The organism is Bradyrhizobium sp. YR681, from assembly GCF_000282615.1.
Taxonomy (GTDB): Bacteria; Pseudomonadota; Alphaproteobacteria; order Rhizobiales; family Xanthobacteraceae; genus Bradyrhizobium.
Window position 1 is genome coordinate 1 of sequence record NZ_AKIY01000201.1, and the last position, 21507, is coordinate 21507.

A 21507-nucleotide genomic window follows, 5' to 3' on the forward strand; every position below is an offset into this window, starting at 1 on the left:
GTTCGGCTGGCGGCTGCCGTTCCATGTATTTCCGCTGCAACTGGTCGAGCTGGTCGCGGTCGCGCTGTTTGCCTCGCTGCTTGCTGCAATGCTGCCGATGATACGGCTGGCGCGGATGCAGCCGGCGAGCCTCGTCAAGGTGTTTGCCAATGAGCGTTGAGACAATCACGCGGCGCGCCTTTGCCGGCGGCATCGCCGCACTCGCTCTCGCGCGCCGGGCGAGCGCGCAGGGCTATGCCGGGCTTGGCGAGACTGCAGATGGCTTTGCGAAGGTCACGCCGGGGAAGACGTTCGACTTCCCTGGAGATCACGGACCGCATCCGGAGTTTCGCATCGAGTGGTGGTATCTCACCGCGAATCTCGTCGGCAGCAGCGGCGCGGCATGCGGGCTGCAATGGACGCTGTTCCGCCAGGCAGCGCAGCCGGGACCGCAGGGCGAAGGCTGGGCCAATCAGCAGATCTGGATGGCGCATGCCGCGGTGACGCGCGCCGACACCCACCGCTTCAACGAGGTGTTTTCGCGCGGCGGCATTGGACAGGCCGGCGTCACGGCAAAACCGTTTGCCGCGTGGATCGACGATTGGGAGATGAAGGGCCTTGCGCGCACCGACGACCGTTCGCTCGCGCCGCTGACGTTGAAGGCCTCTGCCGCCGACTTCGGCTATGTCCTGACGCTCGAGGCCGATCGTCCGGTCGTTTTGCAGGGTGATCGCGGCTTCAGCCGCAAGTCGGAGCGCGGGCAAGCCTCCTATTACTATAGCCAGCCGTTCTACCGCGCGCGCGGCACGCTCACCATCGACGACAAGCCGGTCGAGGTCTCGGGGCAAGCCTGGATGGACCGCGAATGGAGCAGCCAGCCGCTCGACGCCGACCAGACCGGCTGGGACTGGCTGTCGCTGCATCTGTCATCCGGCGACAAGCTGATGCTGTACCGGCTGCGCCAGAAGGACGGCCAGAACCATCCGTTCGGCAACTGGATCAGTGCTGCCGGCGAGACGCAGATGATAACCGGCGGCGATATCCAGATGAGTCCGAAAGCGACCGCCGAAGTTGCGGGCCGCAAGCTGCCGGTGGAATGGCAGATCGCGATCCCCTCGCGGTCGTTCTCGATTTCCTGCAAGCCGCTCAATCCCCGGGCCTGGATGGGGACCGGCTTTTCCTATTGGGAAGGACCGATCAGCTTTGCCGGCACGCATGACGGCGTTGGCTATCTCGAGCTGACCGGCTATTGAGCTGCATCTGACTGCCGGAGGCTTCGATGTACCATTTGACCGCCCTCGTCACGCTGCTGGCGATTGCATTTTATTTCTTCACCTGCATCAACGTCTCGCGGGCACGGACCAAAACCGGCATCAAGGTGCCGGCGACGTCGGGCCATCCGGATTTCGATCGCGCATTTCGCATCCAGATGAACACGCTGGAATGGATGCCGGTTGTCCTGCCGGCGCTCTGGCTGTTCGCGATCTATATCGGCGACGCCATCGCAGCAGGAATCGGCGCGGTGTGGATCATCGGCCGCATCGTGTATTTCATCGGCTATTCGAAGGCGGCGGCAAAACGCGGCCCGGGCTTTGCGATCCAGGGCATCGCGGCGATTGCGCTGTGGGCGGGGGCGCTGGGCGCGGTGGTGCTGCGGCTGGTGTGATGCAGGGCTGCGGCCACAAACTCCGCCGTCGTCCCGGACAAGCGCGCCCTTAGGCGCGCGCCGATCCGGGACCCATACCCACAGGAAATAGTTTGGCGAAGACTCGGAGTGGGCATCTCGCGCCACACTCCTCCCTGTGGTCATGGGTCCCCGCGTTCGCGGGGACGACACCGAGAGTGTGGCCCTCGCGTGCCCCTGCCCTCACTTCGTCAGCGGGCAGCCGCTGTCCTTCGCCGCGAAGAAAGCCTTGTCGCCGGGGACGGTGGCGAGCAGCTTGTAGTAATCCCAGGGCTTCTTCGACTCGGACGGCTTCTTGACCTCGAACAGATACATGTCGTGGACCATGCGGCCGTTCTCGAGCACCTTGCCGCCCTGCGCGAAATCGTCGTCGACCGGCAGCTCCTTCAGCTTCTTGGCCACCGCATCCGGATCCTTGGTGCCGGCGGCCTTGACTGCCTTGAGGTAGCTCAGCGTCGCCGAATAGGTGCCGGCCTGGATCATGTTCGGCATCCGCCCGGTGCGCTTGAGGAAGCGTTCGCCGAGATTGCGCGAGCGGTCGTTGACGTCCCAGTAATAGCCCTCGGTCAGCACCAGGCCTTGCGCCGCCTGCAAGCCGAGACCGTTCACCTCGGCGAGGGTCATCAGGAGGCCTGCGAGCTTCTGGCCACTGGCGACGATACCGAACTCGGACGCCTGCTTGATCGAGTTGGTGGTGTCGAGGCCGGCATTGGCGAGCCCGACGATCTTCGCCTTCGAGCTCTGTGCCTGGAGCAGGAAGGAGGAGAAGTCCGACGAGTTGAGCGGCACGCGCACCGAGCCGACCACCTTGCCGCCATTGGCGGTGACGATCTCGCTGGTGTCCTTCTCCAGCGCATAGCCGAAGGCGTAATCCGCGGTAAGGAAGAACCAGGTGTCGCCGCCGGCTTTCGTCAGCGCACCGCCGGTGCCGACGCCGAGCGCGCGGGTGTCATAGGCCCAGTGGAAGCCGTAGGGCTGACAGGCATCGCCGGTCAGCCGCGAGGTCGCGGCACCGACGACGATGTCGATCTTCTTCTTTTCCTTGGAGAGCTCGTGGATCGCGAGCGCGACCGAGGAGGTCGTCAGCTCCGTGATCATGTCGACGTTCTCGACGTCGTACCAGCGCCGCGCGATCGAGGCGGCAAGATCCGGCTTGTTCTGATGGTCGGCGGTGACGAGCTCGATCTTCTGGCCCAGCACCTCGCCGCCAAAATCCTCGATCGCCATCCTGGCGGCCTCGACCGACCATTTGCCGCCGTAATCGGCGTAGACGCCGGACTGGTCGTTGAGGATGCCGATCTTGACGCCTTGTCCCGTTCCTTGCGCGGACGCCGGCGCTGCCAGCAGCAGGGCCGAAGTTGCGACAGCGGCCAAAAGGGCTGATTTCATGTGTTGGCTCCCAGCAGTTTTCTGTTTTGAAATCGCGCGGATAGTAGTGAAGAACCCCGCGCCTGCCCATCCATTTCATGTTGGTCGTTAGTATGGTCGTGGGCCCCAAAAACGGTGTCATCCCGGGGCGCGCGCAGCGCGAGCCCGGGATCCATAACCACAGGATCGAGTTGGACGGAGACTCGAGTTACGAGCTTCGCCTCAAAACTTTTCCCTGGGGTTATGGATCCCCGCCTTCGCGGGGATGACAGCGGAGAATGTGATGCGGTCGTGGCCGCCTGACTCTCGTCAGGCCGCTACCTTCTTCCCCTCGTTCTTCCCCTCCGCGAGGTTCCGCACCACCACATAGAAGATCGGCGTGAACAGCAGCCCGAACAGCGTCACGCCGATCATGCCGAAGAACACGGCGACGCCGACGGCCTGGCGCATCTCCGAGCCGGAGCCGCTCGATATCACCAGCGGCAGCACGCCGAGGATGAAGGCGAAGGAGGTCATCAGGATCGGCCGCAGGCGCAGGCGGCAGGCGTCGATCACCGCTTCCAGCCGCGGCTTGCCTTCCTTCTCGATGTCGCGCGCGAACTCGACGATCAGGATCGCGTTCTTCGCCGCCAGCCCCACCAGCACGACAAAGCCGATCTGGGTCAGGATGTTGACGTCCTGGCCCATGATGCGCACGCCGATGGTGGCGGCGAGCAGGCACATCGGCACGATCAGGATCACCGCGAACGGCAAGGTCCAGCTGCCATATTGCGCGGCGAGCACGAGATAGACGAACAGCACGCAGATCGGGAACACCAACAGGCCGGCATTGCCGCCGGTGATTTGCTGGTAGGAGAGGTCGGTCCATTCGAAGCTGAAGCCGCTCGGCAACGTGTCGTCCGCGAGCTTCTTGACGGCGTTGAGCGCCGTGGTCGAGCTTACGCCCGGCGCCGGCTCGCCCTGGAGCTCGGATGCGGCATAGAGATTGTAGCGCGCGACGCGGTCTGGGCCGGACACATCCTTGAAGTCGACCACGCTGCCGAGCATGACCATGTCGCCGGAGGCGTTGCGCGTGCGCAGCCGCGACAGATCGCTCGGCTCCTTGCGGAACGGAAAATCGGCCTGCGCGGTGACGTGATAGGTGCGGCCGAACAGGTTGAAGTCGTTGACATAGGTCGATCCGAAATAGGTCTGGATCGTGTCGTTGATGTTGGCGATCGGCACCCCGAGCTTCTGCGCCTTGGTGCGGTCGATGTCGACGAACAGCTGCGGCGTGTTGGCCGAGAACGGCGAGAACACCGTCGGAGCGAGCAGCAAGGGCGATTTGCGCGCGGCGGCGACGAGCTCGTCGGTGGCCGCGGCGAGCAGCTCGGGTCCGCGGCCCTGGCGGTCCTGGATACGGATGGTGAAGCCGCCGCCGGTGCCGATGCCGGGCACGGCTGGCGGCGGAATGACGATGATGAAGGCGCCCTGGATTGCGGCCAGCCGCTTGCGCAGCTCGACCGTGATGGCGTTCGCGGACAATCCCTTCTTCATCCGCGCCTCGGGCTCGTCGAACACCGGGAAGAGCGCGGCCGCGTTGCCGGCCTGCGTGCGCGTCGCACCGGAGAAGCCGGCAAACGCGGCGACGCGGATGATGCCCGGCGTATCCAGCGAGATGCGTTCGATCTCGCGCACGACCTCCGTGGTGCGCGCCAGCGACGCCGCACCGGGCAACTGCACCGATATGATGACGTAACCGCGATCCTGCGCCGGAATGAAGCCCTGCGGCGTGGTCGCGATCAGCCAGCCCGCGCTGCCGATCAGCACGACGTAGACCAGGATCATCACGACCGAGTGCCGGATGACAAAATTGGCAAGGCCCGCATATCCGTGCGCAAGGCGATCGAACACGCGGTTGAAGGCGCCGGTGAAGGCATTCCAGCCGCGCGCGACGATATTCCAGGCGGCGGGCGGTCTTTTCTCCTGATGCGGAGTGAGGAGAAGCGAGGCCAGCGCCGGCGACAGCGTCAGCGAACAGAAGCAGGAGATCGCCGTCGCCACCGCGATGGTCACGGCGAATTGCTGGAAGAACTGTCCGGAGATGCCGCCGAGGAACGCCGTCGGCACGAACACCGCACACAGCACCAGCGCGATCGAGACCAGTGCGCCGCCGACCTCCTCCATAGTCTTGAGCGCGGCATCGCGCCGGCTCAGGCCATGCTCGAGATGGCGCTCGACATTCTCCACCACCACGATGGCGTCGTCGACCACGATGCCGACCGCAAGGACGAGACCGAACAGAGTGAGGTTGTTGATGGAGAAGCCCAGCGCCGCCATCACCGCAAAGGTGCCGACCAGCGAGACCGGGATCGCGATGATCGGAATGATCGCGGGACGCCAGCCCTGCAGGAACACCAGCACGACGATGACCACGAGCAGCATGGCCTCGTAGATGGTCTTGATCAGCTCGTGGACGGACTGCGCGATGAACTCGGTCGGGTTGTAGCCGATGTTGTAGTCGAGGCCTTTCGGAAAGCTTTCCTTGAGCTTCGTCATGGTGTCGGAAATGTTCTTGGCTGTCGCGAGCGCGTTCGATCCCGGCCGCTGCGTCACCAGCATCGCGACCGCCGATTTTCGCAGCAGGAAACTGTTGGTGGAATAAGCCAGCGCCCCGAGCTCGATCCGGGCAACGTCGCGCAGGCGCACCGTGCGGCCGTCGGAGCCGGCCTTGATCAGGATGTCCTCGAACTGCTTCTGATCCTTCAGGCGGCCGGTGAAGGTGAGGTTCGGCTGGAAGGCGCGATCGGCGATCGGCGGCTCGGCGATCTGGCCGCCGGCGATCTGCACGTTCTGGGCGCGGATCGCGGCGAGCACTTCGGTCGAGGTCAGGCCGAGATTGGCGATCCTGTCAGGATCGAGCCAGAGCCGCATCGAATAGTCGCGCGCACCGAAGATCTGGATGTCGCCGACGCCGTCGATGCGCAGCAGCTGGTCGCGGACCTGGAGCAGCGCGTAGTTGGAAATGTAGAGCTGGTCGAACGTGTCGTCCGGCGACAGCATGAACACGACCATCAGGATGTCGGGCGAGTTCTTGCGAGTGACGACGCCGTTGCGCTGCACCTCGTCCGGCAGCTGCGGCTGGGCGATCGCGACGCGGTTCTGCACCAGCACCTGCGCCTTGTCGAGATCGGTGCCGAGCTTGAAGGTGACGGTGATCGTCAATTGACCGTTCGAGGTCGCCTGGCTGTAGAGATACAGCATGTCCTCGACGCCGTTGATCTGCTGCTCGATGGGAGCGGCAACGGTATCGGACACCGTTTGCGCGGAAGCGCCGGGATATTGGGTGGTGACGACGACGGTCGGCGGCACCACTTGCGGATATTCGGACACCGGCAGCGTGGTGTAGGCGAGCGCGCCGACGATCAGCAGCACGATCGACAGCACCATCGCCAAAATGGGCTGGTTGATGGAGAGGCGGCCCAGATTCATGACTTGCCACCGGCCGGCGCGGGAGCAGTCTGCGGGGCGACCTTGGCGCCGACGCGGGCGCGCTGGATGCCGTTGACGATGACGCGGTCGTCCGGCTTCAAGCCTTCGCGGATCACGCGCAGGCCTTCGTCGAGCGGCCCGAGCATCACGGGTCGGGCTTCGACGGTGTCATCGGGCTTGACCACGAAGACGATCTTGCGGGACTGGTCGGTCGCGACAGCGGCATCCGGAATCAGCAGCGCCTCATAGGGCGCGCTGCCGATCAGCCTGACACGACCGAACTGGCCGGGCAGGATCGAGAGATCGGTGTTCTTGACCACGGCGCGGCTGCGCAGCGTGCCGGTCGAGACGTCGAGGCGATTGTCGAGGAAGTTGATGGTGCCTTCATGCGACGGCTTGGTCTCGCCGGCCAGCGTGATCTGCACCGGGTTCGCGGTGTCGCGCGAGCTCGGACGCCGGCCTTCGAACCACAGCTTGCTGTATTTGATGAAGGTCGCCTCATCCATGTCGAAATAGACGTAGATCGGGTCGAGCGCGACGATCGAGGTGAGCAGCGTCGAGGTGCCGGTATCGCTGCCCTGCACGAGATTGCCGGGGCTGACGAGATGGCGGCTGACGCGGCCGGTGAGCGGCGCGGTGACGTGGGTGAATTCGATGTTGAGTCTGGCGGCCTTCAGCGCGCCTTCGGCCTGCGTCACGGCGGCGTGCGCCGTCTGCAGCGCCTGGCGCCGCTGGTCGACCACCTGCTCGGAGACGGCGCTGGTCTGGACCAGGTTCAACCCGCGGTCGAGCTCGCGCTTGGCCAGTTCCACCCTGGCGCGCGCATCGGAGAGCTGGCCGTCGGCCTGCTCCGCCACCGCCTCGAACGGACGCGGGTCGATCACGTAGAGCAGATCGCCCTGGTGCACGATGGCGCCGTCCTGGAACTCGACCGAGTTGACGAAGCCGCCGACGCGCGGGCGGACCTGCACCTCCTCGACCGCCTCGAAGCGGCCGGTGAACTCGTCCCAGTCGGTGACGGTGCGCTTGACCGGCTGTGCCACGGTCACCGGCGCGGGCGGCGGCGCGCCCGCCTGCGAGGTCGGTTGCCCGCAACCGGTGAGCGCGAATGAAGCGGCGAGGAGACCCGCTATTGCGTAATGCCGCGGTTGGACGAAATCGTGCGTTTTGACAAATTGCTCGCTTCCGTCCGGTCCAGTCATCCCAGGTCCTCGCATAAAAACCGCGGAAAATGCAGGGTACGCCTCTACCCGCGGGCGCCACAAGATGGGTGGAGTTGATGAACTCTTCAAGACCAAAGCGCACGCAAGGCTCCGCGAGACGACCTGGCCGGAGGATGGGTTGACAGCGTGGAGACGCGGCATCTGCGGTCAGTTGATGGACGCCGCATCGAAGGTGCCACCTACCCCTGGAGGGCCCTCCAGGGGAGGGTAAGAAAGGCCAGCGTCTTCGCACATGACTGATACGGCCGGCTCGGCTAGACTTCCCCTGCAAAAACAAAGACGAATTGTCCGGGGAGGACAGCCGTGCACCAGGGACGTGTCGTTTACGGCGCGATCGAGGAGGTCGTGTTCGGCCATCCGGCGGCTGGAGCCATCCTCGCGCAGATGGACCGGCTGGGAACGCGCCGCGCCTTCCTGATGGTCTCGGGCACGCTGAACCGGCAGACCGACGAAATCGAGAAGATCAAGCAAGCGCTCGGCTCCCGCTGCGCCGGCCTGTTCGACGCCATGCCGGCGCATACGCCGCGCGAGGCGGTCATCGCCGCCACAAACGCGGCGCGGGAAGCCGGCGCCGATTTGATCGTGACCGTCGGCGGCGGCTCGATCACCGACGGCGCCAAGGCGGTGCAGCTTTGCCTTGCCAACGGCATCGACGATATCGACGGCATCGAACGCATCCGCGTTCACAAGGGCGTCGCGCCGGAGATGACCGCGCCTGTCGTGCGCCAGGTCAGCGTGCCGACCACGATCGCCGGCGGCGAATTCAGCGCCATCGCCGGCGTGACCGACCGCAGCACGCATGTGAAGCAGATGCTGCGGCATCCGCTGACGGTGCCGCGCGCGACCATCCTCGATCCCGCCATCACCGTGCACACGCCGGAATGGCTGTTCCTGTCGACCGGCATCCGCGCCGTCGACCATTGCGTCGAGGCGATCTGCTCGCACGAAACGCATCCTTACGCCGACGCGCAATCGGTCAAGGGACTTGCCATGCTTGCCGATGCACTGCCGCGGGTGAAGGCCGATCCCGGCGATCTCGACGCGCGGATGGATGCGCAGATCGGCACCTGGCTGTCGATGGGTGCACTTTCGGCCGGCGTGCCGATGGGCGCGAGCCACGGCATCGGTTACGTGCTGGGCGCGGCCTTCGACGTGCCGCACGGCTACACCTCCTGCATCATGCTGCCGGCGGTGATGCGCTGGAACGCGAGCGCCAATGCCGAGCAGCAGATGATCGTCGCGGCAGCAATGGGCTATCCCGGCCAAAACGCCGCCGACGTGCTCGATGCCTTCATCCGCTCGCTCGGCATGCCGCGCAGCCTCGCCGATGTCCGCGTCTCGCCGGAGCATTTCGACGCCATCGCCGAACAGGCGATGCGCACGCCCTGGGTGCCGCGCAACCCGCGCAGGATCGGCGGGCCCGCCGAGGTGCGCGAGATCCTGCTTCTCGCCGCGTAACTTCAAGCCGGAGGACCGATGTATCCAGGTCAGCATGCCCGCCTGCGCCCGCTGCAGCCCGCCTTCATCATGGCGGCGACCGGCGAGGCCGTCACCTATCGCGAGCTGGAGGCGCGCAGCAACCGCTTGGCGCATCTGTTCCGCAAGCACGGCTTGAAGCGGCTCGATCATTATTCGATCTTCATGGAGAACAATTCCCGCTATCTCGAAGCCTGCGGCGCGGGCGAGCGCTCGGGGCTGTACTATACCTGCATCAACTCGTTTCTGACGCCGGGCGAGCTCGCCTATCTCCTCGTCAACAGCCGGTCGAAGATCCTGATCACGTCCGTTGCAAAGCTCGATATCGCGCGCGAGGCGATCGAGGCCTGCCCCGACGTCAAGCTCTGCATCGTCGCCGACGGGCCCGGCGAGAGCGATCGCATCGTCGGCCTTGCCGACGCGACCGCCGATCTGCCGGCGACGCCCATCGCGGATGAATGGCTCGGCACTCCCATGTTGTATTCGTCGGGCACGACGGGACGGCCGAAAGGCATCTTGCGGCCGCTGCCGGAGGAGCCGCCGAAACACAATCTGCCGCTGTTCGATTTCCTCACCAGGCTCTGGCAATACCGCGAGGGCATGGTCTATCTGTCGCCGGCGCCGCTCTACCATTCCGCGCCGCAGGCGGCCGTGAACCTCACGATCCGCATGGGCGGCACCGTGATCATCATGGAGAATTTCGATCCCGAGCGCTATCTCCAGCTCGTCGAACAATGGGGCATCACCCACACCCAGTTGGTGCCGACGATGTTCTCGCGCATGCTGAAGCTGCCGGAGGACGTGCGAAAGCGCTACGATCTGTCCTCGCTGGAGATCGCGATCCACGCCGCCGCGCCTTGCCCGGCGCTGGTCAAGGACGACATCATCAAATGGTGGGGGCCGATCATCCACGAATATTACGGGGCGACCGAAGGCCTCGGCTTCACCGCCTGCAACAGCGAGGAATGGCTTAGCCACCGCGGCACCGTCGGCAAGGTGCTGCTCGGCGACCTGCACATTCTCGACGAAGACATGAAACCGTGTCCGACCGGCACGCCAGGCCAGGTCTGGTTCAAGACGGCCTCGCCGTTCGAATATTTCAATGACCCTGAGAAGACGAAGGAAGCACGCTCTGCCGATGGCAGCATGAGCACGGTCGGTGACGTCGGCTATGTCGACGAGGACCGCTTCCTGTACCTCACCGATCGCGCGACCTTCATGATCATCTCCGGCGGGGTGAACATCTATCCGCAGGAATGCGAGAATCTGCTGATCACCCATCCGAAGGTTGCGGACGCCGCGGTGTTCGGCGTGCCCAATCCCGATCTCGGCGAGGAGGTGAAGGCGGTGGTGCAGCCGATGCCGGGCGTGGTGCCGGGTCCCGCGCTCGCGGAAGAGCTGATCGCGTTCTGCGGCGCGTCGCTGTCGCGACAGAAGGTGCCGCGCTCGGTGGATTTCGAGAAGGAACTGCCGCGGCTGCCCACGGGCAAGCTGTACAAGCGCCTGCTGCGGGATCGCTATTGGGGGAACAAGACGTCAAGGATCGTGTGAGGGCGTAGCCAAGAACTCCGCTGTCGTCCCGGACAAGCGAAGCGCAGATCCGGGACCCATAGCCACAGGGAGGAATTTGGCGAAGACTCGGAGTTACCTGCTCGCGCGACGACGTCTCCCTGTGGTTATGGGTCCCGGGTTCGCGACTTCGTCGCACCCCGGGACGACGATCGAGTTTGTCGATGCAGCATCGCACAACATCTGCGCAGGAACCGTTCGCACCCGCACTCTCACATTGTGAGAGAAAACCCCTGCGGCCTTCCGTCATCCGAATTGTCGAGAGATCGACAGGCCTTGCTGGTTGCTTCGCGACGCTCCCGTCGGCTATCGTCCTGACAAACAGGCCACAAATGGCTGATGTCTTGGGAGGACGAGGATGCGGAGCGTACAAGCGCTCGCCGCGATGGCGGCGCTGTCTTTGTTGGCGTTTTCGACCATTGCACTCGCCGGCGAGCCCAAGCAGGGCGGAATCCTGCGGATGTATCACCGCGACAGCCCCGGCAACGCCTCGATCCATGAAGGCGCGACCTACTCGCTCAACGTTCCCTTCATGCCTGTCTTCAACAACCTCGTCATCTACAAGCAGGACGAGGCGCAGAACAGGATGGACAACATCATTCCCGAGCTCGCCGAGAGCTGGGCCTGGGTCAATGACAACAAGACGCTGACTTTCAAGCTGCGCCAGGGCGTAAAATGGCACGACGGCAAGCCGTTCACCTCGGCGGACGTGAAATGCACCTTCGACATGCTGATGGGCAAGTCGCAGCAGAAGTTCCGGCAGAATCCGCGAAAATCCTGGTACGAGCAGGTCAACGACGTCTCCACGAACGGCGACCTCGAAGTTTCGTTCAACCTGAAGCGGCCACAACCGTCGCTGCTGGCGCTGCTCGCCTCGGGCTACACGCCGGTCTATCCCTGCCACGTCTCGCCCGGCGACATGCGCACGCATCCGATCGGCACCGGGCCGTTCAAGTTCGTCGAGTTCAAGGCCAATGAATCGATCAAGCTGACCCGCAACACGGACTACTGGCGCAAGGGCCGGCCCTATCTCGACGGCATCGAGTTCACCATCATCCCGAACCGCTCGACCGCGATCCTCGCCTTCGTGGCCGGCAAGTTCGACATGGCCTTCCCGACCGAGGTGAGCATTCCGCTGCTCAAGGACGTGAAATCGCAGGCGCCGAACGCGGTCTGCGTGGTCGAGCCCAACAATGTCGCGACCAACATCATCGTCAATTCGTCCGCGCCGCCGTTCGACAATATCGACATCCGACGCGCCATGGCGTTGTCGCTCGACCGCAAGGCGTTCATCTCGATCATGTTCGAGGGCCAGGGCGATGTCGGCGGCACCATGCTGCCGCCGCCGAACGGGCTGTGGGGCATGCCGAAGGAGATGCTCGAGACCATTCCGGGCTACGGCCCCGACATCAATGCCAACCGCGAGGAAGCCAAGAAGTTGATGCAGAAGGCCGGCTACGGCCCCGACAAGCATCTTGCCGTAAAAGTCTCGACCCGCAACATCCCTGTTTACCGCGATCCCGCGGTGATCCTGATCGATCAGCTCAAGAGCATCTATATCGACGGCGAGCTCGACGTGGTCGAGACCGCGAACTGGTTCCCGAAGGTCGCGCGCAAGGATTACATGCTCGGGCTCAATCTGACCGGCAACGCGGTCGACGATCCCGACCAGTCCTTCTACGAGAACTATTCCTGCGGTTCCGAGCGCAACTACACCAATTACTGCAACAAGGAGATCGAGAAGCTGTTCGACGTGCAGTCGCAGGAGACCGATGTCGCCAAACGCAAGAAGATGGTGTGGGACATCGACAAGAAGTTGCAGGAGGACGTGGCCCGCCCGATCATCTTCCACGCGCGCACCGGCTCGTGCTGGCAGCCTTATGTGAAGGGCGTGACTGTGATGTCGAACAGCTCGTATAATGGGTACCGCTACGAAGACGTGTGGATGGACAAGTAGCGCGCTGACGGTTCGACGGGAGGGCGCGACATGTTTGCCTATCTGGTGCGGCGCCTGTTCCTGATGCTCGTGACCCTGTTCGGGATCTCGGTCGTCATCTTCTTCCTGCTGCGCATCGTGCCCGGCAACATCGTCGATATCCTGTTCGCGGCCGCCGGCTATGTCGATCCCGCCGACAAGGCCAATTTGGAGAAGGAGCTCGGCATCGACCAGCCGCTGATCGTGCAATATTGGCACTGGATCAGCGGTTTTCTGCGCGGCGACTTCGGCTACTCCTATGTCTCGGAGAAGCCGGCGCTTCAAGAAATCCTGCCGCGCATCCCGATCACGGCGCGGCTTGCCGGCCTTGCGCTGCTGTTCTCGGCCTCGATCGGCATTCCCCTGGGCGTCATCAGCGCGGTGAAGCAGGGCACGCGGCTCGATTATGCTCTGCGTGTCGTCAGCCTCAGCGGCCTGTCCCTGCCCTCGTTCTGGCTCGGCCTGCTGATCCTCACCGCGTCGGTTGCGATGTTCAACCAGATGCCGATCTTCAATCCGAATCCGGCCACGTGGCTCGAAGCCTTTGCGACCTACGCCGTGCCTGCCGCCGCCGTCGGTTTCCGCAGCGCCGCGCTGACCATGCGCATCACCCGCTCGTCCATGCTGGAGGTTCTGCGGCAGGATTACATCCGCACGGCGCGCGCCAAGGGCGCCTCGGAAGCGGCCGTGAACTATCAGCATGCCCTGAAGAACGCGATCCTGCCGGTCATCACCGTGATCGGCATCGAGGCGGCGTTCCTGATCGGCGGACTCATTGTGACGGAGACCGTGTTCAACATCCCCGGCGTCGCCCGCTTCCTGGTCGAGGCGATTCGCTGGCGCGACTATCCGATCGTGCAGAACCTCGTGATGCTGATTGCCGTGGTGGTGGTCAGCGCGAACTTCATCGTCGACATGCTCTACGCCGTGTTCGACCCGCGGATCAGGTACACGGACTGACTGCATGATTTTCTCTCACACAGCGCGTGCGCTTTCCTTCATCTCTCCCCGCCTGCGGGGAGAGGTCGGATTGCGCAGCAATCCGGGTGAGGGGGAGTCTCCACAAGTCCAACTCTCACCTCCCCCGTGGAGAGCCCCCCTCACCCCTACCCTCTCCCCGCAGGCGGGGAGAGGGGGAAGATAGAGTTCACATGGCCGCGATCGACTATGATTTTGAACTGAGACGCGCCGGGGCGTACGCGCCCGGCGGGTGGCGGCGCGTTCTGTTCCTGGCGCAGCGGCATGTGCTGGGCGCAGCCGGGCTCGTCATCATGACGGCGTTTGTGCTCACGGCGATCTTTGCGGACTTCATCGCGCGCTATGATCCCCTGACCATCGACGCCGCTCGCGCGCTGGCGCGCCCGAGCTGGGCGCACTGGATGGGTACCGATTCGTTCGGCCGCGACGTGTTCAGCCGCATCATCCACGGCGCGCGCATCTCGCTGGCCGTCGGCATCGGCTCGACCGCGCTCGGCGGCACGATCGGCGTGATCGTCGGCCTCACCTCCGGCTATCTCTCCGGCTGGGTCGATCTGGTGTTCCAGCGCGTCTCCGATGTCCTCCAGGCGCTGCCGCTGCTGGTCCTTGCTCTGATCATGACAGCGGCGCTCGGTCCGTCCTTGCCGAACGTCATCATCGCCATCGCCATTCCCCTGATCCCGACCGTGTCGCGCGTCATCCGCGCCAACACGCTGGCGCTGCGCGAGCTGCCCTTCGTCGAGGCCGCGAAATCGATCGGCATGAGCGAGGTCCGCATCGCGGTCCGTCACGTGCTGCCGAACACGCTGGCGCCGCTGATCGTGCTCGCCACCGCCCAGCTCGGCTCGACCATTCTCACCGAGGCCTCGCTGTCCTTCCTCGGCCTCGGCATTCCCGAGCCTTATCCGTCGTGGGGCCGCATGCTCTCGGAATCCGCCGCCGAATATGTCCGCACCGCGCCGTGGCTGGTGATCTTCCCCGGCATCGCCATCAGCCTCGCCGTGTTCGGCGCAAATCTGTTCGGCGACGCCCTGCGCGACATCCTCGATCCCCGGCAGCGTGGCTGATGGCTAAAGAAACGAATTCCGTGCTCGAGGTGAAGAACCTCAAAACGGTGTTCTTCACCAACTCCGGCCTGTTCAAGGCCGTCGACGACGTCTCCTTCACCGTCAAACGCGGCGAGACGCTGGCGATCGTCGGCGAGTCCGGCTGCGGTAAGAGCGTCACCGCGCTGTCGCTGATGCGGCTGGTGCCCGATCCGCCCGGCCGGATCGTCGGAGGCTCGATTACGCTCGAAGGCACCGATCTGCTGGCGCTGGACGAAGCGCAGATGCGGGCTGTCCGAGGCAATCGCATATCCATGATCTTCCAGGAGCCGATGACCTCGCTCAATCCGGTGATGCGCATCGGCGACCAGATCGCCGAAACCGTGCGGCTGCACCGAAATGTGTCGGGCAAGGAGGCACAGACCATCGCCGTCGAGATGCTGCGGCTGGTCCGTATCCCCGAACCGGCACGGCGGGCGCGGGAGTATCCGCACCAGCTCTCCGGCGGCATGCGGCAGCGCGCGATGATCGCGATGGCGCTGGCGTGCCGGCCGGCGCTGCTGATCGCGGACGAGCCGACCACGGCGCTCGACGTCACCATCCAGGCGCAGATCCTGGCGCTGATCCTCGATCTTCAGAAGGAGCTCGGCACCGGCCTCGTGCTGATCACGCACGATCTCGGTGTGGTCGCACAGACCGCGCAGCGGGTGATCGTGATGTATGCAGGCCGGAAGGTCGAGGAAGCCACGGTCGAGGCGTTGTTCGCCGCGCCGAAGCATCCCTATACGCGCGGGCTGATGGCCTCGATCCCTACCGTGCCGGCGTCCGGCGTTCCCGCGCAAGCGCGGCTCAACGAGATTCCCGGCACGGTGCCGTCGCTGGTGCGGCTGCCCCAGGGCTGCGCGTTCGCGCCGCGGTGCAAGCTCGCCATCAAGCGCTGCCAGGACGAGTATCCGCCGCTGGTCGATTGGGGCGGCGGCCATCTCGCCGCCTGCTGGCGTGCGGCTGAAGTGGCGGAGGTGGCATGACCGGGGCGCTCCTCGAAGTCACCGATCTCAAGAAGCATTATCCGGTGCGTGCCGGCGTGTTGCGGCGACAGGTCGGCACCGTGCATGCCGTCGACGGCGTCTCGTTTTCGGTTGGCGTCGGCGAAACGCTGGGCCTGGTCGGCGAATCCGGCTGCGGCAAGTCGACGGTGGCGCGCAGCGTGCTGCGGCTGGTCGAGCCGACGTCGGGACAGATCCGGCTCGAGGGCGAGGACATCACCCATCTCTCCAAGACGGCACTGCGTCCGCACCGCCGTTCGATGCAGATCGTGTTCCAGGACCCATTCGCCTCGCTCAATCCGCGCATGACCGCGGGCGACATCGTCGGGGAGCCGCTCTCCGTGCACGGGCTCGCGAGCGGCAAAGAATTGGAAGCGCGCACCGCAAAACTGTTCGAGCAGGTGGGCCTCCGGCCCGACCAGATGCGCAACTTCCCGCATCAATTCTCCGGGGGCCAGCGCCAGCGCATCTGCATCGCGCGAGCGCTGGCGCTCGGGCCGCGCCTGATCGTCTGCGACGAGCCGGTCTCGGCGCTCGACGTCTCGATCCAGGCGCAGGTGATCAATCTGCTGATCGACCTGCAAAAGCAGCACGGCTTCTCCTATCTCTTCATCGCGCACGACCTCGCCGTTGTCGCGCATATCAGCCACCGCGTCGCCGTGATGTATCTCGGCCGCATCGTCGAGATCGCGGACAAGGATGAGCTGTTTCGCAATCCGCGCCATCCCTACACGCAGGCCCTGCTCGCGTCCGTACCGATCGCCAACCCGCTGGCGAAGAAGCTCGCACCGCTGGTGGACGGCGACGTGCCGAGCCCGGTCAACCCGCCGTCCGGCTGCGCGTTTCACACCCGCTGCCGCTTTGCGATGGAGCGGTGCAAGATCGAGCCGCCCGCGCTGCTGGATGCGGGCGATGGCCACCAGGTGGCGTGCCTGCTCAATGAGGGGACGGGGCGGGGCCAGTAGGCCGTAGCGCCCGAATCACGGGCCAAGCCGCCATCGCGGCAGAGAGATGCTTGAGCGTGTGGCCAGAAACGAGGTGCCCCGTCGCTTCGAAAATGGTGGCGTCGCCAAGTTCGAACAGCTTCGCCAGCACGTAGAAGAAGATCACGCCGCCAAGCGGCACGCCGAGCGCACCGGGCCGGGGCTTCGTCAACGCCAATCCCACAGCAACCGCCATGCCGCCGAACTGCACGATCACCCATGGCGTGAGATTTTCGCGTGCGACCCAGGCTGCGAGCAGGCCCGCAACCATCATCAGCACCAGCACCGCCTCGCCGGCGCGCGCGCTGATGCGCTCGCTGGCCGCGATGCCGAGAAATCCTGCGAACGCCACCGCCATGCCGAGACGATCGGCGATGAGCCGTTGCGGCAGGTCGGGGGCGAGATGATAGAAGCCGGAGCCCAGGCAAGTGAGGATCAGTCCCACGAAAAACCAGCTTGCCCCCACCGGGGCATCGTTGCGGGCGCGCAGCCGCTCCGTGCCCCAGACGCCCATCGCCAGGAAGGCGAGATTGCTCAGCACGTCGCCGGCGTTGGGCACGCCGAGCCAAGCGCGGGTGTCGACGAAATGCGGGATGTGCCAGCCGGCGGCCGGCAGCGCGGGCGCGAGGACAGCCGCCAGTGCGAGGACGAAGAATGCGCCGAGCAGATATTTTTCACGGATTTGGAGCGCGAAGAATTGGTATCGGCGAAAGACTGAGGGAAGCGTGGCACCAGTCTCTTGGGCGGGATCATTTGCGCGCGGCATGTAGGCCTCCAGACAAATTGAACGATGTTCAATATTTGTAGCCAATTCATGAACAATGTTCAATATGGTCTTTTTGTAACCCGCAGGTCGGCGATTAACCCATTGAAATTATTTGCATTTTTGTACCGATGGCGTCCGCCACGACCGCCAGCTATGTTTGGGGGAGATCCCTCCTCCCGTCATTGCGAGCGAAGCGAAGCAATCCAGAATCTTTCCACGGAACGATTCTGGATTGCTTCGTCGCTTCGCTCTCGCCATGACGGCGGAGGCGCTACTCCGCCCCGATCTCGGCGACAATCCTGCCGGTCGTCACCTGCTCGCCTTCGGCGACGTCGATCGCTCCGACCACGCCGTCGATGCCGGCCTTGTGGACGTGCTCCATCTTCATCGCTTCCAGCGTCAGCACCGGCTGGCCGGCGGAGACGCGGTCGCCCGGCTTGACGAGAACGGCAACGACGCGGCCGTTCATGGCGGCGCGGACTTTTCCGTCGCCGCCGTTGCTTGCGGCGGCTTTCGGCGCGGCGAGGGTGAGATCGGTGATCGCGAGCGGGATGCCGCGGTGCTGGACGTAGAGTCGGTCGCCGTCGCGCAGGAATTTTGCACTGTCCATCACGCCGTCGTGGCGGAAGCGGATGGCGTCGGAATCGAGATGGTCGATCTCGAACCTGTCCTGGCGGCCTTCGGTGGCGACGGTGTAGCTGCCATCACGTTCGCGGGTGACTTCGAGTTCATGCCCGTGACCGGCGATCTCGATTTTCGCAGGCAGAGGGAACGTTGCTGACAGGCTCCGGCCAACCTGCCACAACGGCGCACGGGGATTGGTGACGTAGAGCAGCAGGCCCGCCAGCGACGTGTCGAATGCGGCGCTCGCCGATGGCGCCAGCAGCTCGTCGCGATGCGCGCCGATGAAGGCCGTCGTCGCCTCGCCCCTGGCAAAGCCGGGGTGACGCAGGCACGACATCAGGAACGCCTGGTTGGTCGTCACACCCAATGCCGTGAGTTGCTCCAGGCCGACGATCAGGCGCCCCCTCGCCTCCTCGCGGCTCGCGCCATGACTGATCACCTTGGCGACCATGGAATCGTAGAACGGCGGGATCTCCGTGCCCGATTGCAGCGCGTGCTCGACACGGATGTTTTCTGGCACCTGCCAGCGCGCCATGCGGCCGGACTGCGGCATGAAATCCTGTGCGGCATCTTCCGAACACAGCCGCACCTCGATGGCGTGGCCAGTGAACTTGATGTCCTGCTGCTTGACCGGCAACGCCTCGCCGCACGCGACGCGGAGCTGCAACTCGACGAGATCGAGCCCGGTGATCGCCTCGGTCACGGGATGCTCGACCTGGAGGCGCGTGTTCATCTCCATGAAGTAGAACGCGCCGCTGGCATCGAGCAGGAACTCCAGCGTGCCGGCGCCCTCGTAGCGCAGCGCTTTCACGGCGGCGACGGCGACCTCGCCCATCTTCGCGCGCAGCTCGGGCGTGACCGCGGGCGACGGCGCCTCTTCGATCAGCTTCTGGTGCCGCCGCTGCACCGAGCAGTCGCGCTCGCCGAGATGGATGGCATTGCCGTGACTGTCGCCGAACACCTGGATTTCGATATGGCGGGGATTCTGGATGGCCCGTTCGAGGATCACGGTGGGATCGCCGAAGGCGGCTTTGGCTTCGGACCGCGCGCTGCGCAAAGCATCTGCGAAAGACGCCGCATCGGTGACGAGCCTCATGCCGCGTCCGCCGCCGCCCGCGACCGCCTTGATCATCACGGGGAAGCCGATCTTTCTGGCCTCCGCGAGCATCACCTCGTCGCTTTGGTCCGCGCCCTGATAGCCGGGGACGCAGGGCACGCCGGCCTTCCTCATGATCTCCTTGGCGCCGGCCTTGTTGCCCATCGCCTCGATCGCCTGCGGCGACGGACCTATGAAGACGAGGCCGGCATCCTTGCAGGCCTGCGCAAAGTCCTCGTTCTCGGCGAGGAAGCCGTAGCCGGGGTGCACCGCATCTGCGCCGCTGGCTTTGGTGGCGGCAATGATCGCGGGGATGTTGAGATAGGATTGCGCCGGCAGGGCTTCGCCGATGCGCACGGCCTGGTCGGCCTGCTTCACGTGGAGCGCATCGCGATCCGCATCCGAATAGACCGCAACGACGCCGAGGCCGAGTTGCCGCGCGCTGCGCATCACCCGCAGCGCGATCTCGCCGCGATTGGCGACCAGAACCTTGAAGAACGGCCGGTGCTGCACTGATCCGTTCCTCATGGGCGGGCCACCGAGAACTGCATGCGCTGGGGTGTCCGCGCATCGCCCTCGCGGCAGATCGCGAGCACTTCGGACAGCACGGCCCGGGTGTCGCGCGGATCGATCACGCCGTCGTCGAGCACGCGGGCGCTGGTCGAGAACACGTCCATCTGGCCGTCGAACACGCCGATGATCTGCGCCTTCATCGCATCGAGCTTGTCCTTCTCGACCGGCTTGCCGCGGCGGGCGGCGGCGGCCTCGGTCACGATCGCCATGGTCTCGGCGGCCTGCTCGCCGCCCATCACGGCGGTCTTGGCGTTGGGCCAGGAGAAACAGAAGCGCGGATGGAAACCGCGGCCGCACATGCCGTAATTGCCGGCGCCGAACGAGGCGCCGCAATAGATGGTGATCTGCGGCACCGTCGCCGACGTCACCGCCTGGATCATCTTGGAGCCGTGCTTGATCATGCCGGCTTCTTCGTAGGCTTTGCCGACCATGTAGCCGGTGGTGTTGTTGAGATAGAGGATCGGCGTGCGGGTCTGGCAGCAGGCCTGAATGAAATGCGTCGCCTTGTTGGCGCCGGCAGGATCGAGCGGGCCGTTGTTGGTGATGATGCCGATCGCCATGCCCTCGATACGGGCGTGGCCGCAGACGGTGGCCGGGCCGTAGTTCGGCGCCATCTCGGTGAAATCGGAATCGTCGATGATGCGCGCGATCACCTGCTTCATGTCCACGGGGCGCTTGTGGTCCATCGGCATGATGCCGAGCAATTCGTCCTGGTCGTAGCGCGGCGGCTTGAAGTCCGGTGCCGCCCTGCCCGGCCGCTCCCATTCCAGCGCGGCCATGATCTCGCGCGCGATGCGCAAGGCATCGCGGTCGTCCTCGGCGAGATAGTCGCCGAGACCCGAGACCTGCGTGTGCATCTCGGCGCCGCCGAGCTCTTCCTCGGTCGCGATCTCACCGGTCGCAGCCTTCAGCAGCGGCGGCCCGGCGAGAAAGGCGCGGGTGCGGCCGCGCACCATGACGATGTAATCCGAAAGGCCGGTCTGATAGGCGCCGCCCGCGGTGGATGAGCCGTGCGTGACGGTGACGACTGGCAGGCCCGCCGCCGAGAGCCGCGCGAGATTGCGAAAGATGTTGCCGCCACGGACAAAATCCTCGACGCGGTAGCGCAAGAGGTTGGCACCGGCGCTTTCGACGAGCTGGACGTAAGGCAGCTTGTTCTCCAGCGCGAGCTCCTGCACGCGGATCGTCTTGTCGAGGCCGTAAGGCTGCAGCGCGCCGGCGTCGATCCCGGAATCGTTGGCGCTGACCATGCAGCGGATGCCCGAGACGAAGCCGATGCCGGCAATGACGCCACCGCCCGGCACGCTCTTGTTCGCATCCGGCACGTCGAACATGTAGCCGGCGAGCGTCGACAGTTCGATGAAAGGCGCACCGGGATCGAGCACCAGCGCGACGCGCTCGCGCGGCAGCAACTGGCCGCGCTTGTGGAAGCGGTCCTTTGCCGCGGCCGACGCGGCGCGCGTGCGCTCTTCCAGCGCGCGCATGCGGTCGATCAGGCCGAGCATGCCGTCGCGGTTGGCATGGTAGGCGGCGCTGCCGGGGGAAATGGTGTTTTCGAGAATGGACATTAATGCTCCTGCCCGTCATTCCGGGGCGCGCGGAGCGCGAGCCCGGAATCCATACTCCCGATCGTGGTTATGGATTTCGGGC

Annotated in this window: 15 protein-coding genes; 9 read left to right on the forward strand and 6 right to left on the reverse strand. The window is 65.0% G+C overall.

Annotation, left to right across the window (positions count from 1 at the left end):
- The first annotated feature begins 149 nt into the window (after positions 1–149).
- Both PMI42_RS18795 and PMI42_RS18800 read left to right on the forward strand, forming a co-directional pair.
- Positions 150–1232, forward strand: a complete 1083-nt coding sequence (locus PMI42_RS18795) for a lipocalin-like domain-containing protein (RefSeq protein WP_008136948.1) — start codon at positions 150–152, stop codon at positions 1230–1232.
- 26 nt (positions 1233–1258) lie between these two features.
- On the forward strand, positions 1259–1645 hold the full coding sequence (locus PMI42_RS18800) for an MAPEG family protein (RefSeq protein WP_008136949.1): 387 nt from the start codon (positions 1259–1261) through the stop codon (positions 1643–1645).
- Between the two features lie 201 nt (positions 1646–1846).
- On the opposite strand, the gene PMI42_RS18805 is transcribed toward PMI42_RS18800, so the two are convergent.
- From PMI42_RS18805 to PMI42_RS18815, 3 genes are all read right to left on the reverse strand, one after another.
- Positions 1847–3052, reverse strand: coding sequence for an ABC transporter substrate-binding protein (locus tag PMI42_RS18805; RefSeq protein WP_008136952.1), 1206 nt, complete (start codon positions 3050–3052; stop codon positions 1847–1849).
- A gap of 288 nt (positions 3053–3340) precedes the next feature.
- Positions 3341–6502 carry an efflux RND transporter permease subunit gene (locus tag PMI42_RS18810; protein WP_008136953.1) on the reverse strand — a complete coding sequence of 1054 codons (3162 nt, stop codon included), beginning with the start codon at positions 6500–6502 and terminating at the stop codon, positions 3341–3343.
- The gene (locus tag PMI42_RS18815; protein ID WP_008136954.1) at positions 6499–7704 is read right to left on the reverse strand and encodes an efflux RND transporter periplasmic adaptor subunit; all 1206 of its coding nucleotides are present in this window, start codon (positions 7702–7704) and stop codon (positions 6499–6501) included. The genes PMI42_RS18810 and PMI42_RS18815 overlap by 4 nt, the downstream gene beginning before the upstream one ends.
- A 324-nt stretch (positions 7705–8028) precedes the next feature.
- On the opposite strand from PMI42_RS18815, the gene PMI42_RS18820 reads away from it, so the two are divergent.
- From PMI42_RS18820 to PMI42_RS18850, 7 genes are all read left to right on the forward strand, one after another.
- On the forward strand, positions 8029–9183 hold the full coding sequence (locus PMI42_RS18820) for an iron-containing alcohol dehydrogenase (protein ID WP_008136955.1): 1155 nt from the start codon (positions 8029–8031) through the stop codon (positions 9181–9183).
- Positions 9184–9201: 18 nt separating this feature from the next.
- Positions 9202–10752 carry an AMP-binding protein gene (locus PMI42_RS18825; protein ID WP_008136956.1) on the forward strand — a complete coding sequence of 517 codons (1551 nt, stop codon included), beginning with the start codon at positions 9202–9204 and terminating at the stop codon, positions 10750–10752.
- A 376-nt stretch (positions 10753–11128) separates the two neighbouring features.
- Positions 11129–12727 (forward strand): ABC transporter substrate-binding protein, encoded by a 1599-nt coding sequence (locus PMI42_RS18830; RefSeq protein WP_008136957.1) that lies wholly within the window; start codon positions 11129–11131, stop codon positions 12725–12727.
- 30 nt (positions 12728–12757) lie between these two features.
- Complete coding sequence (locus tag PMI42_RS18835; RefSeq protein WP_008136958.1) at positions 12758–13705, forward strand: ABC transporter permease; 948 nt, start codon at positions 12758–12760, stop codon at positions 13703–13705.
- Positions 13706–13896: 191 nt separating this feature from the next.
- A complete protein-coding gene (locus tag PMI42_RS18840) occupies positions 13897–14790 on the forward strand; it encodes an ABC transporter permease (protein WP_008136960.1) in 894 nt (297 codons plus the stop codon).
- The gene (locus PMI42_RS18845; RefSeq protein WP_008136961.1) at positions 14790–15797 is read left to right on the forward strand and encodes an ABC transporter ATP-binding protein; all 1008 of its coding nucleotides are present in this window, start codon (positions 14790–14792) and stop codon (positions 15795–15797) included. The genes PMI42_RS18840 and PMI42_RS18845 overlap by 1 nt, the downstream gene beginning before the upstream one ends.
- Entirely contained in the window at positions 15794–16780 is a 987-nt protein-coding gene (locus PMI42_RS18850; protein WP_008136963.1) for an ABC transporter ATP-binding protein, read from the forward strand. The genes PMI42_RS18845 and PMI42_RS18850 overlap by 4 nt, the downstream gene beginning before the upstream one ends.
- On the opposite strand, the gene PMI42_RS18855 is transcribed toward PMI42_RS18850, so the two are convergent.
- The 3 genes from PMI42_RS18855 to PMI42_RS18865 form a co-directional block, all read right to left on the reverse strand.
- Positions 16752–17627, reverse strand: a complete 876-nt coding sequence (locus tag PMI42_RS18855; protein WP_240535264.1) for a hypothetical protein — start codon at positions 17625–17627, stop codon at positions 16752–16754. The genes PMI42_RS18850 and PMI42_RS18855 overlap by 29 nt on opposite strands.
- A gap of 208 nt (positions 17628–17835) precedes the next feature.
- Positions 17836–19812 carry an acetyl/propionyl/methylcrotonyl-CoA carboxylase subunit alpha gene (locus PMI42_RS18860; RefSeq protein ID WP_008136966.1) on the reverse strand — a complete coding sequence of 659 codons (1977 nt, stop codon included), beginning with the start codon at positions 19810–19812 and terminating at the stop codon, positions 17836–17838.
- Positions 19809–21425, reverse strand: coding sequence for an acyl-CoA carboxylase subunit beta (locus PMI42_RS18865; protein ID WP_008136968.1), 1617 nt, complete (start codon positions 21423–21425; stop codon positions 19809–19811). Before PMI42_RS18865 ends, PMI42_RS18860 begins: the two co-directional genes overlap by 4 nt.
- Between the last annotated feature and the right edge of the window lie 82 nt (positions 21426–21507).

Excerpts from the sequence above, each read along its gene's own strand:
- PMI42_RS18795 (WP_008136948.1), top strand. The coding sequence starts at position 150 with ATGAGCGTTGAGACAATCACGCGGCGCGCCTTTGCCGGCGGCATCGCC.
- PMI42_RS18800 (WP_008136949.1), top strand. The coding sequence starts at position 1,259 with ATGTACCATTTGACCGCCCTCGTCACGCTGCTGGCGATTGCATTTTAT.
- PMI42_RS18805 (WP_008136952.1), bottom strand. The coding sequence starts at position 3,052 with ATGAAATCAGCCCTTTTGGCCGCTGTCGCAACTTCGGCCCTGCTGCTG.
- PMI42_RS18810 (WP_008136953.1), bottom strand. The coding sequence starts at position 6,502 with ATGAATCTGGGCCGCCTCTCCATCAACCAGCCCATTTTGGCGATGGTG.
- PMI42_RS18815 (WP_008136954.1), bottom strand. The coding sequence starts at position 7,704 with ATGACTGGACCGGACGGAAGCGAGCAATTTGTCAAAACGCACGATTTC.
- PMI42_RS18825 (WP_008136956.1), top strand. The coding sequence starts at position 9,202 with ATGTATCCAGGTCAGCATGCCCGCCTGCGCCCGCTGCAGCCCGCCTTC.
- PMI42_RS18830 (WP_008136957.1), top strand. The coding sequence starts at position 11,129 with ATGCGGAGCGTACAAGCGCTCGCCGCGATGGCGGCGCTGTCTTTGTTG.
- PMI42_RS18835 (WP_008136958.1), top strand. The coding sequence starts at position 12,758 with ATGTTTGCCTATCTGGTGCGGCGCCTGTTCCTGATGCTCGTGACCCTG.
- PMI42_RS18840 (WP_008136960.1), top strand. The coding sequence starts at position 13,897 with ATGGCCGCGATCGACTATGATTTTGAACTGAGACGCGCCGGGGCGTAC.
- PMI42_RS18845 (WP_008136961.1), top strand. The coding sequence starts at position 14,790 with ATGGCTAAAGAAACGAATTCCGTGCTCGAGGTGAAGAACCTCAAAACG.
- PMI42_RS18850 (WP_008136963.1), top strand. The coding sequence starts at position 15,794 with ATGACCGGGGCGCTCCTCGAAGTCACCGATCTCAAGAAGCATTATCCG.
- PMI42_RS18860 (WP_008136966.1), bottom strand. The coding sequence starts at position 19,812 with ATGAGGAACGGATCAGTGCAGCACCGGCCGTTCTTCAAGGTTCTGGTC.
- PMI42_RS18865 (WP_008136968.1), bottom strand. The coding sequence starts at position 21,425 with ATGTCCATTCTCGAAAACACCATTTCCCCCGGCAGCGCCGCCTACCAT.